Genomic DNA, 16,299 nt, shown 5'->3' on the forward strand with positions numbered 1-16,299 from the left:
GATCCGTGCCGCCGGACCGCGGAGCGAACGCGGGCAACCAGAACGCCCAACACCGTTCGGAGCGTTCGGCTGAGCATGAATCCTGGCAACAGGACTCACTCCCACTCAGTCCTTAGGAACGGTTGCTCAGGAGGCTGTCCTCGTTCCACCGAGTCGCGGGTCGACGTGGATCTTGGGGCCGGGTCCGGCGTAGGCCGGGCGTTCGCCGGCGAGAACGGGGCCGACCTCGTCGAGCCCCACGGTGGCGGCGACGAGCGGCCTCGGGTCGACCGAACCGGCCGCGTATGCGCCGATGGTGGCGTCCAGGCCGGGGGAGGCGGACAGGACGCCCACAGCGGTCACGTCCTTCAGGGCGAGCGTGCGGGTGTCGATCCTGCTGGGCTCGCCGGCCAGCCCGACGTACACCACGCGGCCGGCCGGTTCGATCAACTCCAGGGCCGGCTCCGGCAGATGGGCCGCGTTCGAGGCGTCGACGACCGCGTCGAAGGGCAGGTCCGGGACGGAGTCCTGTGCCCACACGTGGGTGAAGCCCAGTTCGCGGGCGAAGGACAGGGAGTCGTCGGTGCGGCCCATGAGGTGGACTTCCGCTCCGGCGGCACGCAGGAACATCGCGACGAGCAGTCCGATCGTCCCCGGGCCCAGGACCAGGACGCGGTCCCCGGGGCGTGCCGCGGCGCCCTGCGCGGCGCGCAGGGCGTTGCCGCCCGGCTCCACGAGCGCGCCGAGCACGGCGTCGACGGAGTCGGGAAGGGCATGCAACGAGGAGGCGGGGACCGCGAGTTGCTCCGCGAGGGCACCGGCCTGGCCCCCGCGGATGCCGACCTCCCGCCGCTTCTCGCACACGTGCTGGTGGCCCCGCAGGCAGCGTCGGCAGTCGCCGCAGCCGAGCATCGTGTCCCCCATGACACGGCGGCCGAGCAGGCCGGGGTCGACGCCCTCGCCGACCGCCGCCACGCGGCCGGCCCACTCGTGGCCCAGCCGCATCGGATAGGTGGAGTGCCCTCGGTGGAGATAGGCCATCGCACCGGTGAAGAACTCCATGTCGGTACCGCACACGCCGACCCGCTCGACGTCGACGACCACCTCACCGGGACCGGCCACCGGCGCCGGGAGGTCCTGGACCTCGTACGCGCCGGGGGCGGTCAGCACGAATGCGCGCATCAGGGTCTGTCTCCAAGGCTCGGTCACGGAGGGCGGGATTCATCGGTGTGGTTCGCCGAGCGGTCCCAGGAGGGTGCGGATCTCGGTGAGTGCGTCGACCAGGGTCGTCAGGGGCGTCCGGTACGCCAGCGCGCTGACGCTCACCGCTCCGGAGGGGATCGTCGGCGAGGTCAGGTACAGCGGCAGGGCGAGGCAGTTGACCCCGGTCTCGTTCTCCTGGTCGTCGACGCCGTAGCCCCTCACGCGCGTGGCCACCAGCTCACGGTGCAGGTCGGCGGCCGCGCACAGGCTCCGTGGCGTGCGGCGCTCCGGAGGGGAGGCGCCGATCCACGCCTCGACCTCCGCCAGGGAGCTCAACTGCCGTGTCAGCAGCAGCTTGCCGACGGCGGTGGTGTGGGCGGGGTTGCGCCCGCCGATCGTCGACGTGAGCCGGACCGCACCGGTGGGAGGGTCGACCTTGGCACGGTAGACGACCTCGTGGCCGTCGAGCACCGCGTAGTGCGCCGTCTCGCCGAACCGGTGGGCCAGCGCTTCGAGTACGGGGCGGACGCGCACGTGCTCGGGCCGGGCCTCGTGGTGGGCGAAGGCCATGCGCAGGAACTCGTCGCCGAGCACATAGCGGCCGCGGGCGTCCTGGTCGGCGAGACCGGCCCGGCGCAGCGCACCGAGCGCCCGGTGCACGGTCGGCTTGGGGCTGCCGATCGCACGGGTCAGCTCCTCCAGACCCGCCCCGTCGGCATGCCGAGCGAGCTCCCTGAGGACTGCCAGCACCCGGTCCGATCCCACAAGTCGGCTGTTCCCGGCGCCAGTTGTGCTGTCCTTGCCAGGGGCTGTCGAACCGTCGTACGTCTGCGTATGCTCCATGGCGTTCCAGACTGTAGACCGTCGTACCGATGGTTGGAAGGGGCCCTCAAAGATGACGCTCCGCAGCGCACAGTGGTACGCGGGTCAGGACCGCAACGCCTACATCCACCGGGCGTGGATGCGACGGGGCGCGCCGGACGACGCCTTCGCCGGCCGGCCGCAGATCGCCGTCGCCAACACCGCCTCGGATCTGACCCCTTGCAACGCGCATCTCGACGAGGTCGCGGCCTCGGTCCGCAACGGCGTGTACGAGGCGGGCGGCATCCCCCTGGACCTGCCCGTGGTGTCGCTGGGCGAGACACAGGTGCGGCCCACGGCCATGCTCTGGCGCAACATGGCGGCGATGGCCACGGAGGAGATGCTGCGGGCCAATCCCATAGACGGTGTGGTCCTGTTGGGCGGCTGCGACAAGACGATCCCGTCGCTGCTCATGGCCGCCGCGTCGGTGGACCTGCCCGCCGTCGTCGTGCCCGGTGGTCCGATGCTCACCGGCACCTTCCGCGGCACGCCGCTGGGCTGCGGCACCGACGTGTGGCGGCTGTCGGAGGAGGTGCGGGCCGGCACGCTCTCCGAGGAGCAGTTCAACCGCTCCGAGTCGGCGATGATCCGCAGCCGCGGGCACTGCAACACCATGGGTACGGCTTCGACGATGGCGCTGGTCGCCGAGGCGCTGGGCACGGTGGTCCCCGGTACCGCCGGAACCCCCGCCCCCGACAGCAGGCTGCTGGAGGCCGCGCACCACACCGGGCGGCTGGCGGTGGACATGGTCACCGCCGACCGGCGGCCGGGCACCTTCCTGACCAAGGCGTCCTTCCACAACGCGATCGTGGCACTGGCCGCGATCGGTGGGTCGACCAACGCGGTCGTCCATCTCCTCGCGATCGCCGGCCGGTCGGGCATCGACCTGTCGCTCGACGACTTCGACCGCATCGGCTCCCGCGTCCCGGTCCTGGTGGACCTCCAGCCGGCCGGCCGCTTCCTCATGGAGGACTTCCACCGCGCCGGGGGACTGCTCGCCGTCCTGCGGGAAGTGCGCGACCTGCTCGATCCCGACGCGCTGACCGTCACCGGCCGCCCCCTGGTCGAGTTCCTCGACGACTCCCCGATCTGGGACGGCGAGGTGATCCGCACGCGCGCCGAGCCGCTGGTCGCCGAGGGCGGCATCGCCGTCCTGCGCGGCAACCTCGCCCCCGACGGGGCGCTGATCAAACCCGCGGCGGCCTCCCCGCACCTGCTCAGGCACCGCGGCCGGGCCGTCGTCTTCGACTCCGTCGAGGACTTCCACGCCCGCGTCGACGACCCCGAGCTCGACGTCGACGCCGACTCGGTCCTGGTCCTGCGCGGCTGCGGCCCCCAGGGCTACCCGGGCATGCCCGAGGTCGCGAACATGCCGCTGCCGAAGAAGCTGCTCGCCGAGGGCGTCCGCGACATGGTCCGCGTCTGCGACGGCCGGATGAGCGGCACCGCCTACGGGACCGTCGTCCTGCACGTGGCGCCGGAGGCCGCGGCCGGCGGTCCCCTCGCACGGGTGCGGACCGGGGATCTCATCACCCTCGACGTCGAGGCCCGCCGCATCGACGTCGACGTACCCGCCGACGAGCTCGCCCGCAGGACTCCCGACGAAGCCACCGTCGCGGGCTTCGCCAACCCCCGCCGCGGCTGGGAACGCCTCTACGTCGACCACGTCCTGCAGGCCGACACCGGCGCCGACCTCGACTTCCTCGTCGGCTCCAGCGGGTCCGAGGTGACTCGTGAGTCGCACTGACTTGTCCGATTCTTTCGCGGCGCGCACGCTGGGTCTGTGAGGAACCTCACCGCGCGAATTGAGCAAGAATGGCCACTTTTGATCAAGGAATCGGTCACTGCGGGTGGTCAGTCGATGTCGCGACAGTCACCGTCGGCCTCGACGGCATCGTCACGGGATGGAGCGAGGGCGCCCGGCGGCTGCTGGGCCATGGCGCCCCGGAGGTCGTAGGACGCGCCGCGGCCGATCTGCTCCACGACCGGGAGGCTCCCGAGGTCGCCGGACTCTCCCGCACCGGTTCCCAGGAGTGGAGCGGCACCGCGGCACTGCGGCACCGGGACGGCCACCGAGTCGAGGCGACCCTGCACGCCCAACCGTCACTGGACGGCGACGACACACCCCAGGGGTTCGTCGTGACCGTCACCACCGGTCCCGCCGAGTCGGAGCACGACCGGAGGATGGTGGAGTGGGCGTTCTCCCAGGCCTCGATCGCGCTCTCCACCCACACCCCGGCGTCCGGCTCGTGGCATCGCAACGCGGCCGCGGAAGGCGGCGAGGAGCCCACCGACGCCGACGAGGACTTCCTCCGCTGCGTCCGCCGCGTAGCCGAAGAGGCCACGCCGATGCGCTATGAGCGCCTGGCCCCGGAAACCCCCGCCCCGGTCCCCGCCTCCGCCCGCCACCGCGCCTGGATCATCGAGCTCTGGCCCGTCCGGAATCCCGCCACCGGTGAGGTCGTCGGCGTGGGCACCGCCGCCTTCGACAGCAGCGACCAGCACTCGGCCCGGCAGCGGCTGGCCCTGCTGCAGGAGGCGGGCACCAGTATCGGCACCACCCTGAACGTGACCCGCACCGCTCAGGAGCTGGCTGATCTCGCCGTCCCACGGCTCGCCGACTTCGCCAGCGTGGACCTGCTCGACTCCGTGCTGCGCGGGGAGGAGCCGGTCCCCGGACCGGTCGACGCGGCTGTGGTGCTCCGCAGGGTCGCGCACCAGTCCTCCGCGGAGGGCGTGCCCGAGGCCGCCATCGACCTCGGCGGCACCGACACCTACCCGCCGTTCTCGCCCCCGGTCCGTTGTCTGACCAGCGGGCAACCCGTGCTCAGCGGCGCGGACGACCCCGACTTCGCCCAGTGGATCGCCGGGCACGAAACACGCACCGCCCGTGTCGAGGAGTACGGATTCCACTCCGTCATGGCCACCCCGCTGCGCGCCCGGGGCAGCACCCTCGGGGTCGCGGTCTTCGTCCGTGCCGAAGGCTCCCCGCCCTTCGAGCAGGACGACCTGATCCTCGCCGAGGAACTCGCCGGCCGGGCCGCTGTCGGCGTGGACAACGCGCGCCGCTACACCCGCGAGCGCACCAACGCCCTCACCCTCCAGCGCAGCCTGCTGCCCCGTGACCTCCCCAAGCAGGCGGCCGTGGAGGTGGCGTACCGCTATCTGCCGGCCGGTACGGGTGCGGGAGTGGGCGGCGACTGGTTCGATGTCGTGCCGCTGTCGGGCACCCGCGTGGCCCTGGTCGTCGGGGACGTGGTCGGGCACGGCATCCATGCCTCCGCCACGATGGGGCGGCTGCGCACCGCGGTGCGCACCCTTGCCGACGTGGACCTGCCCCCGGACGAACTCCTCACGCACCTCGACGACCTGGTCGTCCATCTCTCCTCGGACAAGGAGGACATCGCCCCGGACGAGCCCTACCTCGTCACCGGCGAGATCGGCGCGACCTGTCTGTACGCCGTCTACGACCCCGTCTCCCGCGTGTGCACCTTCGCCAGTGCCGGCCACGTCCCGCCCGCCGTGCTGCTCCCCGACGGCACGGCCAGTGTCGTCGACCTCACCCCCGGGCCCCTGCTGGGGGTCGGCGGGCTGCCCTTCGAGTGCACCGAGCTGGAGCTGCCGGAGGGCAGTCTGCTGGCCTTCTGCACCGACGGCCTGGTCGAGGCGCGCGACCGCGACATCGGCCTCGGGCTCGACCGGCTCTGCGAGACCCTGGCCGGCCCCGTTCCCTCGCCCTCGCTGGAGGTCACCTGCGACACCATCCTCAAGGCCCTGCTCCCCGACAGTCCCGCCGACGACGTGGCCCTGCTCCTGGCCCGCACCCGGGCCCTGCACGCCGACCAGGTCGCCGCCTGGTCCCTGCCGTCGGACCCCGCGATCGTGGCCGACGCCCGCGCCCAGGCCTCCCGCCAGCTCGCGGTCTGGGGGCTCGAGGACGCCTCGTTCGTCACCGAACTGGTGGTGAGCGAGCTGGTCACCAACGCCATCCGCTACGGAGCCGTACCGATCGGCCTCAGGCTGATCCGGGACCGGACCCTGATCTGCGAGGTCTCCGACGCCAGCAACACCGCCCCGCACCTGCGCCGGGCCCGCACCTACGACGAGGGCGGACGCGGGCTGCACATGGTCGCCCAGCTCACCCAGGGCTGGGGCACCCGCCAGACCCCCATGGGCAAGACCATCTGGGCCGAACAGACCCTCCCGGTCGGCTGACCATGGCAGCGCGCACCAGAAGCGAGGACTCCGGCAGCGGGACGCACACGCTCGGGCTCCTCTACCCGCCGGCCGGCCGGGGCCGCGAGTACACCACCATGCAGCTCGCCTTCGTCGGCGGGGTCGCCGAGGCCGCCACCACGCACGGCTACGACCTGCTGCTCTCACCCGGCCACACACATGAAGACCCCTCGTTCCTGCGCATGGTCGGTGACCGGCGGGTGGACGGCGTGATCGTCATGGAGATCCGCCGGGAGGACGACCGCGTCGAGCGGCTGGCCGAGGAGGGCTTCCCCTTCGTCGCCATCGGCCGCAACCACCGGGCCGACGTGTCCGGCTGGGTCGACCTGGACTTCGCCGGTCTGGCGGGGGGCTGCGTTCAGCACCTCGCCGACCTGGGCCACACCAGAATCGCCTTCGTCAACCGTTCGGAGCAGCTCTTCAACAGCGGGTACGGGTTCGCCCGGCTCGGCGACGAGGGCTACACCGAGACGATGAAGAAGCTGCTGCTCACCCCTCGTGCGTACCTCTGCGGCGACGACCTCGCCTCGGGGGAGGAGGCCGTGGAACGCATCCTCCAGGACGACCCGGCGACCACCTCCCTGGTCACCCAGAACGAGGCGGCCCTGGAGGGCGTCTACCGCGGACTCACCCGGCACGGCCGCAGCGTGCCGCGCGACTTCTCGGTCGTCGGTGTGTCGGCCGGCCCCTGGGCCGAACAGGTGAACCCGCCGCTGACCGCCGCGGAGATCCCCGCCAAGGAGATGAGCCGGGTCGCCGTGGAGCTGATGATGCAGCGGCTGCGCTCACCCGACGCACCTCCCCGGCACGTCCTGCTGAAACCCCTGATCACGCTGCGAGCCAGCACGGGCCGCTGTCGACCGGTACCCGGTTCGGAACCCGAGCCGGAATTCCCCGATTTCGACCTGAATTTCTGATACGTCGGTCTTTGTGTCCCGATCACCGACCCCCTGGGAGCAGTCCATGTCGTACCCCGTCGACCGCCGCGGCTTCCTGCGTACCTCCGGCGCGGCAGCGGCCGCTGCCGCACTCGGCCTCGGCGGAGCCCTGACCTCCTGCAGCTCGGACACGTCGGGCCCGGTCACCCTCACCTGGTGGGACTACTTCACCCTGGACAACTTCCAGCCCGGCATGAGGCGACTCATCAGGGACATCGAGGCCGGCGTCCCGGACGTGAAGATCGAGCGCCGGTCCTTCCCGTTCGCGGAGCTCGAACGGCAGATCACCCTGGGCGCGATCTCCGGCGACCTGCCCGACATCGCCATCGTCGACAACGTCGCCATGAACACCCTGGGCGGCAGCAAGCTGCTGGCCGACCTCACCGACAGAGCCGAGGAGTGGGGGCAGGCCGACCGGTACTACAAGGGCCCCTGGGACGGCTGTCAGGTCGGTGGAAAGACCCTCGGCATCCCCAACAACAGCAACTGCCTCGCCCTCTACTGCAACACCGCCATGCTCAAGTCCGCCGGAGTGGAACCCCCCACCACCTGGGACGAGCTGGCCTCCACCGCCCAGCGGCTGACCAGCGGGGACCGCTACGGCCTGGCACTGAGCGCGATCAAGACGGAGGAGGGCGTCTTCCAGTTCCTGCCGTTCCTGTGGCAGGCGGGCGGCGACCTGGACACCTTCGCCACGTACGGCGCCACCGCGCTGTCCTTCCTCGACGACCTGATCGCCAAGGGCTCCCTCTCCGAGCAGTGCGTGGGCTGGACCCAGCAGGACGTCAACACACGCTTCCTCAACCAGCGCGCGGCGATGCAGATCAACGGGCCCTGGCAGATCCCCACGCTGAAGAAGGCGGACTTCGACTGGAACGTCGTGGCCCTGCCCCGCGACAAGGCGGCCGCCACCTGCCTCGGCGGCGAGAACTGGGTCCTGATGGCGAACAGCAAGCACCAGGACAAGGCATGGGAGGTCCTGGAGTACACACAGCGCCCGTCGGTGCTGGTGCCGTACCTGGTGGCGTTCGGTGAACTCCCCGCCCGCAAGGACCTCGCCGACCAAGGCAGTTGGGCGTCCGACCCGGCCCTGCGGCTCTTCCTCAGCCAGCTGCCCCTCGCCCGCCCGCGCCAGTACGGCGCGCACTACGCCGAGGCCTCGCAGGCCGTCGCGGAGGCGGAACAGGCCGTGCTCACCGGGACCGCCTCCCCCTCCGCGGCAGCGAAAACCGCGGCCGCCAAGATCGACAAAGCGCTGGGCGAGCAATGAAGCAGAGTCTCTCGCCGGGTGCCCGCCGCCGACGCGCGGGCTACCTGTTCTGCCTTCCGGGTCTGGCCTTCCTCGCCCTCTTCCTGGCCTACCCGCTCCTCTACAACGTGTGGACGTCCGTCCACGACGTCGACCTGGGTCAACTGCTGGGCGGGGACGAGCGGTTCAACGGCGCGGAGAACTACCGGGCCGTGCTCGACGACCCGGCCTTCTGGCACTCCGTACGCCTCTCACTGGTCTTCACCCTGGGCTCGCTGCTGTTCCAGTTCCTCATCGGCTTCGCCCTGGCCCTGCTCTTCGCCCGCCCGTTCCCCTTCAACGGCCTGCTGCGCTCGCTCCTGCTGGTGGCCTGGCTGCTGCCCCCGGTGGTCAGCGGCACCCTCTTCCGCTGGCTGCTGGACGCGGAGTCCGGGGCCTACAACGCCCTGTTCGAAGCGGTCGGCCTGGGCACGCTGTCCCACGACTGGCTCACCGATCCGTCCACCTCGATGGCGGGCGTGATCTTCGCCAACATCTGGGTCGGCGTGCCCTTCAACATGCTGCTGCTCCTGGTCGGCCTGCACACCATCGACCCCCAGCTCCACGAGGCCGCCGCCATCGACGGCGCGAGCGCCTGGCAGCGCTTCCGCCACATCACCCTTCCGCTGATGCGGCCGGTCGCGGTGACCGTCCTCCTCCTCGGCCTCGTCTACACCTTCAAGGTCTTCGACATCGTCTTCGTGATGACGGGCGGCGGCCCCGTCGACGCCACCCGCGTGCTCTCCCTCTACGTCTACGAGGTCTTCTTCACCTTCTTCCGGTTCGGCCAGGGCGCCGCCGCCGGCCTGCTGCTGCTCGTCGTACCGCTGCTCGCGGGCGTGTTCTACGTACGACGGCTGCGGCGCGAGGAAGAGGCGCCGGCAGGAGGTGCCGTATGAGACCACCACGCCACCGCTGGCTGCTCACCGCGCTCGCCACCGTGATCACCGCGGCCTTCCTGCTGCCGGTGTACTGGATGGTGAAGACCAGCCTCACCCCGCCGGACCGCATCCTGACCCCGACCCCGCAATGGGTGCCCACTCCGGTCACCGGCGAGAACTACTCGACGGCACTGGGCTACGCGGGACTGACCAGGGCCCTGCTCAACAGTCTGGTCATCTCCTGCGGGGTGGTGGCGCTCACCCTGCTGCTGGGCGTCCCCCTCGCCTATGCGCTCGCCCGGGTCCGGATGCGCGGCTCGGGCACGATGGTGCTCGCCCTCCTCGTCGCCCAACTCCCGCCCGCCATCGTGCTGGCGGCACCGCTGTTCATCCTCGAACGCCGGGTCGGCCTCTCCGACACCTACCTGGGCCTGATCGCCGCCGACACGACGCTCACGCTGCCCTTCACGGTGATCGTGCTGAGACCCGTGATGCGCAGCGTCTCGCCGGAGTTGGAGGAGGCGGCCCTGGTCGACGGCTGCGGACTGCCCGGCGTGCTGCTCCGCGTCGTCCTTCCGCTCATGGTGCCCGGAGTGGTCGCGGCGGCCGGGCTGTCCTTCCTGATCGGCTGGGGTGAGTTCCTGTTCGGCCTCACGCTCGCCCACGGGCCGGACGTCCAGCCCGTCACCGTCATCCTCAACGCCTTCATCGGCCAGCACGGAACGTCGTGGGGCGCCCTGATGGCCACCGCCACCCTCATCAGCGTCCCGGTGGTCTGCGTCTTCGCGGCCTTCCAACGCTTCATCGTCGGCGGGCTCACCGCGGGCAGTGTGAGGAGTTGAACGTCATGTCCTCACTGCATCCCCGTGACCACACGCCCTTCGTGGCCCCGCCTCCGCCGCTGACCCCGGCCGGCCCCACCGCACTCGACCCGGTCGTCACCGCCTCCGTCGCCCACGCCGACAAGGACGGCGCGACCCTGGACGTACGCACCGCGTCCGGACGTACCGGCACGCTCCGCCTGCGCCCCGCGACGGGCAGCACGCTGCGGATCACGCTGCGGATGACCGACGTACCCACGGCACCCCGCGTCTCCGTCGTCACCGTGCCGACGGACACCGGCTGCACCGTCGAGCAGTCGCCGCAGACGCTCACCCTGCACCTCGAAGCCCTGCACGTGGACATCGAACTCTCGTCCTTCTGCATGAAGTTGACGGATCATCAGGGCCGGACGCTGTGCCAGGCCACCGACGTGAGCGACACCAACGACCGTACGATGGTGCTGCCGCTCGGCGTCACCGCCCTCACGGACGGCCGCCTCGCCCACCACGACAGCTGGATCACCGAACCCGACGAGCACTTCTACGGCCTCGGCGAACGCTTCACCGGCCCGGACCTGCGCGGCCAACGCGTCGACTGCTGGGTCGAGGACGCCCAGGGCTCGACCGGCACCCGCTCCTACAAGGCGGTCCCGTTCCTGCTCTCCAGCCGGGGCTACGCGGTCCTCGTGAACACCACGACCGCGGCTTCCTTCGACCTCGCCCACAGCAACACCGGCGCCTGGTCGATGACCGTCCCCGACGAGGTGCTCGACTACTACCTGATCACCGGCACCCCCGCCCAGTGCCTGACCGCGTACCGCGACCTGACCGGCCCAGCCCTCCTGCCTCCGAAGTGGGCGTTCGGCCCCTGGATCTCCGGTGGCTTCCGCCAGGACAGTGCGGCCGAAGTGCGCGAACGCGCCCGCAGCATCCGCTCACGAGGCTTCCCCTGCGACGCCCTGCACATCGACACGTACTGGCAGCCGCACGGCTCCTGGTCCGACATGAGCTGGGACACCGAGGCGTTCCCGGATCCCCGCGGGCTGATGGCCGACCTGGCCGACCAGGGCTTCCGCGTCTCGCTCTGGATGAACCCGTATGTCAGCGTCGACAGCCCGTACTTCACCGAGGTGGACCGCAACGGCTGGTTCCTGCGCACCGCTTCCGGCGCCACCTGGATCGACCAGGTCTGGGGCGGCACACAGCCGGACTCGGCCGTGCTGGATCTGACGCATCCTGGGGCCGCCGACTGGTTCAGGGGCCGTATCCGCCAAGTCCTCGCCGCGGGGGCGTCGGTCCTCAAGACCGACTTCGGCGAGGCGGTCCCCGCCGAGGCGGTCGCCCACAACGGCATGACCGGCGACCGCCTGCACAACCTCTACCCGCTCCTCTACAACGACCTGGTCGCCGAGGTCACCCGGGAGGCAGGGGCGGGCCACGGTCTGACCTGGGGCCGCTCGACCTGGACCGGCGGCCAGAGGCACGGCGCCAAATGGACCGGCGACCCCAACGCGAGCTGGCAGGACCTGGCGTCGACATTGCGCTCGGGTCTCTCCCTCTCCTTCTCCGGCCACCCCTTCTGGAGCCACGACATCGGCGGCTTCCACGGCACACCGGACGCCGAACTCTTCGTACGCTGGGCCCAGTTCGGCCTGCTCTCACCGCTGAGCCGGTTCCACGGCATGACGTCCCGGCTCCCGTGGGACTTCGGCGAGGAGGCGTACGCGGCCGTCCTGCACGCGGCCCGTCTGCGGATGAGCCTGCTGCCGTACGTCTACTCGGCCGCGGCCGACGCGGTCCGCACCGGCGAGGCGCTGGCCCGCCCCATGCCCCTGGACCACCCCGACCGCCCCGACGCCCACGCCGCCGACCTCCAATACCTCCTGGGTCCCGACCTGTTGGTCGCCCCGCTGTACGTACCGGGAAGCCGACGGCAGGTCTGGTTCCCGCCGGGGGAGTGGGTGCCGTACCGCGGCGGCGCCCCGATCGCCGGTCCGGCCTGGCATCGCGTGGACGTCCCGCTCGGCATCGCCCCCCTCTGGCTTAGAGCCGGGGCGCTCCTCCTCACCACCACCCCCAGCGACCGCGCGGGCAGCGCACCCTTCCAGGAACTGACCGCCGTCTGGCCGCACCCACAGTCCGCGCCCTCCCGCACGGCCCGCGCGACCCTGAACGACGAGAACGGCCTCCGGACGGTCGTCACCGCCCACCTTGCCGAGGACGACGACCTGACCCTCACCACCGAGGGCCCCGCCGACCTCCGACTGCGCATCGCCACCGAACTCGCCTGAGCAACGACGGACGGACGCCCGGACTCAGTGGGCGGAGCCCCCTCTCCAGTCCTCGGCCGCCGTCAGCGGAACCGGGACGGGCTGCTCCGCCGACGTCGTCAGCTCGATCCGTCGCCCCTCGGCCGACGAGCGGAGAAGGGCGCTCATCGTCTCCAGCACGTGCAGGGCGAGATCACCGCTCGCGCGAGGCGGCCGGTGTCCGTCGGCGGCGATGAAGTCGAGCAGACCGACGCCCCGTGCGCCGTCGACGTAGCCCGCCGACGACGGGAGCGTGCGCCACCGCGTGTCGTCGAGTTCATGGAGCCGCACCTCGCCGTCGAAGCCGTTCGGATCCGGAACCATGAGGGTCCCCGCCTCGCCGTGGACCTCGATCGGCGCCGCCGTGGTGGCCACGCCGTCGAAGCTCGTCGTGATCGTCGTCAGGGTTCCGCCCGAGTGCTCGAGCACGCCCGAGACATGGCTGTCCACCTCGACCGGGATCCGCTCGCCCGCGCGCGGGCCGGAACCGATGACGCGCTCGGCCCGCAGCCGGCCGGCCGCCCCGATCACGGCACGCACCGGACCCAGCAGGTGGACAAGGGACGCGAGGTAGTAGGGCCCCATGTCCAGCAGGGGGCCGCCCCCGGCGGTGTAGTAGAAGTCGGGGTGCGGGTGCCAGCGTTCGTGTCCCGGGGTGACCATCACGGCCGTGGCGAACAGGGGGCGTCCGATGCTCCCCGCCTCCACGGCCGCCCGTGCCGTCTGGATTCCGGTGCCCAGGACGGTGTCCGGCGCGCACCCCACACCGACGCCGGCCTTCGCGGCGGCCTCCAACACGACATGGGCGTCAAGGAGGTCGGCGGTCAGCGGCTTCTCTCCGTAGAGGTTCTTCCCGTGGCCGATCGCGCCGAGGGCGATCTCCGCGTGGGCCGCGGGGACGGTCAGGTTCAGCACCGTGTCCACGTCCGGGCTGCTCAGCAACTCCTCGACGGTCAGCGCCTCGACGCCGGGCAACTCGGCGGCGACGGCGGCCGACCGGGAGGCGTCGAGATCGGCGACCGCGGTGATGCGCACGGCGGGATGGCCGACGAGCGTGTCCAGATACGCGCGGGAGATGACTCCGAGACCTACGACGCCGATGCGGTGCGCGTCGCCCACAGCATGCCCCTCTCGATGATGGTGCGGACGTCGGGGTTCTCCAGTACGTCGAGGCTGTGCCCCGGTGTCGTCACGACGATGCGCCCGGCGCCCCACCGGCGGGTCCACACCGCCGGCGCGGTGACCGGTCGGTGCCAGGCCTGCCACGGCTGTGCGGGATGGGTGGTGGTCGCCAGGACGTCGATGAGGTCGTCGTGGAGCACCCAGTACTGCTCGGTGTCGAGCTCGAAGTCCTCGATGCCCGCCGTGATCGGGTGCTCACGGCCGAGCTCTGTGATGTCGATGGTGTGCGGAAGGAAGTTGTCGTCCTCGCCGCCCCGGCGCTGGCACGGCTCTTTGCCGGGGTGGGTCGCGAACTGGCCTCCCACCAGGTGGAGATAGTCGGAGGAGGCGCGGAACGAGTCCGCGATACCGCCGTGCCAGCCGGTGAAACCGGTGCCGGCCACGACCGCAGCGCTCAGTCCCGCCACCTGTTCGGGCTTGATCTCCGACATCGTGACGCACTGCACGACGAGATCAGTGACGGCCATCTCCGCCGCGTCCGCGTACACATCGGTCGACTCCTCGATCCTGACGGTGTATCCGCTGCTCCGGAGGAAGGGCAGGAACAGTTCCGTGGCCTGGACCGGCCGGTGCCCCTCCCATCCGCCTCGGACCACCAGGGCGTTCTTCCGCGTCATCTCGTTCCTTCATGAGGCAGCGCCCTCACTATCCGCCAGGGGTTCGCGCTCGGGAAAGGGGTGCCGGATTCAAGAAAGTTTCGCGGTCGGCGGCACTGCCGCTCGATACACAGAAGACACGATTTCTTCACAAAAACGAGGGCCAGAAGGTATCTGAAGATTAAAACGCTTGACGTAGGGTCCGATCATGCACGGCCCGAACGATTACCATAAATCCCCCCGCCTGGCCGATCTCGCGCAGTTGATCCGCCTGCCCGCAGCGCTCAGCGTGCCCGGTGACATCCTCGCCGGTGCCGTCGCCGGCACCGGGACACCGCGGCCCCGCATCATCGGCACGATGGCGTCCTCCATCGCCCTCTACTGGGCCGGAATGGCGCTCAACGACTACGCGGACGCGACCGTCGACGCGGTGGAGCGTCCCGAACGTCCCATACCCTCCGGGCGAGTTGCCCGCCGTACCGCGCTGGCCACAGCGTGCGGGCTCACCGCCGCCGGCCTCGGTCTCGCCGCACTGACCGGTGGACGGCGAGCGCTCGGCGTGGCGCTCCCGCTGACCGGACTGGTCTGGGCGTACGACCTCGGCTTGAAATCAACCCCGGCCGGCCCCGCCGCCATGGCGGGCGCACGCGCGCTGAACGTGCTGGCCGGAGCGGAGCCCGGAGGCAGGACGTCCGCGCTGCCGGCCGCACTTCTGGTCGGCGCACACACCTACACCGTCACGGCGCTGAGCCGCCACGAGATCTCCGGCGCTCCGCGCGCGCTGCCCGCCACCACGCTGGCCGGCAGCACCGCGACCGCCTTGGCCGCCGCGGCGCTTCCGGGCGTACGGCGGCGGAGCAGGGCGGCCCGGATCGGCGCGGCCGTCGGAGCGCTCGGCTACCTCGCCACGTACGGCACGGCGCAGGCGCGTGCGGCGAGGGAGCCGTCCGGCGCGAACGTCCGGACCGCCGTCGGCACCGGGATCATGTCGCTGATGCCCCTTCAGGCCTCGCTCACCGCGGGAGCCGGGGGAGCGCTCCCAGCCGGTGTCCTGGCCCTGGCGCATCCGCTGGCGCGCAGACTCGCCCGCAAGGTGTCGCCCACATGAGCCCGATACCCCCGCCCGCCGGGCGGCTCCGGTTCGGCTTCGGCACCAACGGCTTCGCCCTCCACCGCCTCGACGACGTGCTGACCGTGCTCGCCGACCTGGGCTACGACTCGGTCGGCCTCACCCTCGACCACGGCCACCTCGACCCGTTCGCCGCCGACCTGCCCCGGCAGGTCGCCCACCTGGCACGGCGGTTGGACCGGCTCGGGCTGGGCGTGATGGTGGAGACCGGAGCGCCGTACCTGCTGGATCCGTGGCACAAGCACGTCCCCACCCTGATGTCGGCCTCGGGCACCGAACGGCGCGTCGACCTGCTGGGGCGCGCGATCCGCATCGCCGCGGACCTGGGTGCCCCCGCCGTCCACCTGTGCAGCGGCCCGGCACCGGACGATGTGTCCGAAGAGGAAGCCTGGAAGCGGCTGACCGCAGGCTGCGAAGAGGTCCTGGACCTCGCCCGCGAGCACGGCGTGGCCCTGGGGTTCGAGCCCGAGCCGTACATGTTCGTCGACACCGTGCAGCGCGTGCTGGACCTACGGCGCCGGCTCGGCGACCCCGACCTCTTCGGCATCACGCTCGACGTCGGCCACGCCCACTGCGTCGAGGACCTGCCCCTGCTCGACTGCGTCGGGCTGGCGGCGCCGCATCTGGTGAACGTGCAGATCGAGGACATGCGGCGCGGTGTGCACGAACACCTCGAATTCGGCGCGGGCGAGATCGACTTCCCTCCCGTCCTGGCCGCACTGAAGGCCTCCGGCTACCAGGGGCCGGTCTCGGTGGAGATCCAGGGGGCGTCCCTGAACGCCCCCGAAGTCGCCCGCCGCTCCCTGGAGTTCCTGAAGGCCGCCGAGCCGTCCTGAGGCCGCGGTCCTCCCTCCCACCGTCAACTCTCCACTTCAG

The 16,299-nt window shown here is 71.4% G+C and carries 13 protein-coding genes; 9 read left to right on the top strand and 4 right to left on the bottom strand.

The features are described from left to right. Positions 1-126: 126 nt before the first annotated feature. Positions 127-1,161 carry a zinc-dependent alcohol dehydrogenase gene (locus IG08_RS0135015; protein ID WP_030612136.1) on the bottom strand — a complete coding sequence of 345 codons (1,035 nt, stop codon included), beginning with the start codon at positions 1,159-1,161 and terminating at the stop codon, positions 127-129. A 39-nt stretch (positions 1,162-1,200) separates the two neighbouring features. Next, entirely contained in the window at positions 1,201-2,025 is an 825-nt protein-coding gene (locus tag IG08_RS0135020; RefSeq protein ID WP_030612139.1) for an IclR family transcriptional regulator, read from the bottom strand. A 52-nt stretch (positions 2,026-2,077) separates the two neighbouring features. Between IG08_RS0135020 and IG08_RS0135025 the strand changes: the two genes are divergently transcribed. From IG08_RS0135025 to IG08_RS0135055, 7 genes are all read left to right on the top strand, one after another. Then, positions 2,078-3,790: an IlvD/Edd family dehydratase gene (locus IG08_RS0135025; RefSeq protein ID WP_030612142.1), complete on the top strand. Its 1,713-nt coding sequence runs from the start codon at positions 2,078-2,080 to the stop codon at positions 3,788-3,790. 68 nt (positions 3,791-3,858) lie between these two features. Then, positions 3,859-6,258, top strand: coding sequence for an ATP-binding SpoIIE family protein phosphatase (locus IG08_RS0135030; protein WP_030612145.1), 2,400 nt, complete (start codon positions 3,859-3,861; stop codon positions 6,256-6,258). A 2-nt stretch (positions 6,259-6,260) separates the two neighbouring features. Continuing rightward, entirely contained in the window at positions 6,261-7,196 is a 936-nt protein-coding gene (locus tag IG08_RS0135035) for a LacI family DNA-binding transcriptional regulator (protein ID WP_052424991.1), read from the top strand. Between the two features lie 46 nt (positions 7,197-7,242). After that, the gene (locus IG08_RS0135040) at positions 7,243-8,487 is read left to right on the top strand and encodes an ABC transporter substrate-binding protein (RefSeq protein ID WP_030612150.1); all 1,245 of its coding nucleotides are present in this window, start codon (positions 7,243-7,245) and stop codon (positions 8,485-8,487) included. Beyond that, positions 8,484-9,404 carry a carbohydrate ABC transporter permease gene (locus IG08_RS0135045; protein WP_043456003.1) on the top strand — a complete coding sequence of 307 codons (921 nt, stop codon included), beginning with the start codon at positions 8,484-8,486 and terminating at the stop codon, positions 9,402-9,404. The genes IG08_RS0135040 and IG08_RS0135045 overlap by 4 nt, the downstream gene beginning before the upstream one ends. Continuing rightward, on the top strand, positions 9,401-10,228 hold the full coding sequence (locus tag IG08_RS0135050) for a carbohydrate ABC transporter permease (RefSeq protein WP_030612156.1): 828 nt from the start codon (positions 9,401-9,403) through the stop codon (positions 10,226-10,228). Before IG08_RS0135045 ends, IG08_RS0135050 begins: the two co-directional genes overlap by 4 nt. A 5-nt stretch (positions 10,229-10,233) precedes the next feature. Continuing rightward, complete coding sequence (locus IG08_RS0135055; protein WP_052424992.1) at positions 10,234-12,498, top strand: glycoside hydrolase family 31 protein; 2,265 nt, start codon at positions 10,234-10,236, stop codon at positions 12,496-12,498. Between the two features lie 24 nt (positions 12,499-12,522). Here IG08_RS0135055 and IG08_RS0135060 read toward each other — a convergent pair whose 3' ends face one another. Both IG08_RS0135060 and IG08_RS0135065 read right to left on the bottom strand, forming a co-directional pair. Continuing rightward, entirely contained in the window at positions 12,523-13,635 is a 1,113-nt protein-coding gene (locus tag IG08_RS0135060) for a Gfo/Idh/MocA family protein (protein WP_030612162.1), read from the bottom strand. Continuing rightward, positions 13,605-14,315, bottom strand: coding sequence for a ThuA domain-containing protein (locus tag IG08_RS0135065; protein WP_030612164.1), 711 nt, complete (start codon positions 14,313-14,315; stop codon positions 13,605-13,607). The genes IG08_RS0135060 and IG08_RS0135065 overlap by 31 nt, the downstream gene beginning before the upstream one ends. Before the next feature lie 187 nt (positions 14,316-14,502). On the opposite strand from IG08_RS0135065, the gene IG08_RS0135070 reads away from it, so the two are divergent. Together IG08_RS0135070 and IG08_RS0135075 are read left to right on the top strand one after the other, a co-directional pair. Continuing rightward, entirely contained in the window at positions 14,503-15,402 is a 900-nt protein-coding gene (locus tag IG08_RS0135070) for an SCO3242 family prenyltransferase (protein WP_043456005.1), read from the top strand. After that, positions 15,399-16,259: a sugar phosphate isomerase/epimerase family protein gene (locus IG08_RS0135075; RefSeq protein ID WP_030612170.1), complete on the top strand. Its 861-nt coding sequence runs from the start codon at positions 15,399-15,401 to the stop codon at positions 16,257-16,259. Before IG08_RS0135070 ends, IG08_RS0135075 begins: the two co-directional genes overlap by 4 nt. Positions 16,260-16,299: the final 40 nt, after the last annotated feature.

It is taken from the genome of Streptomyces fulvoviolaceus, assembly GCF_000718165.1.
In the GTDB taxonomy this organism is placed as follows: Bacteria; Actinomycetota; Actinomycetes; order Streptomycetales; family Streptomycetaceae; genus Streptomyces; species Streptomyces fulvoviolaceus.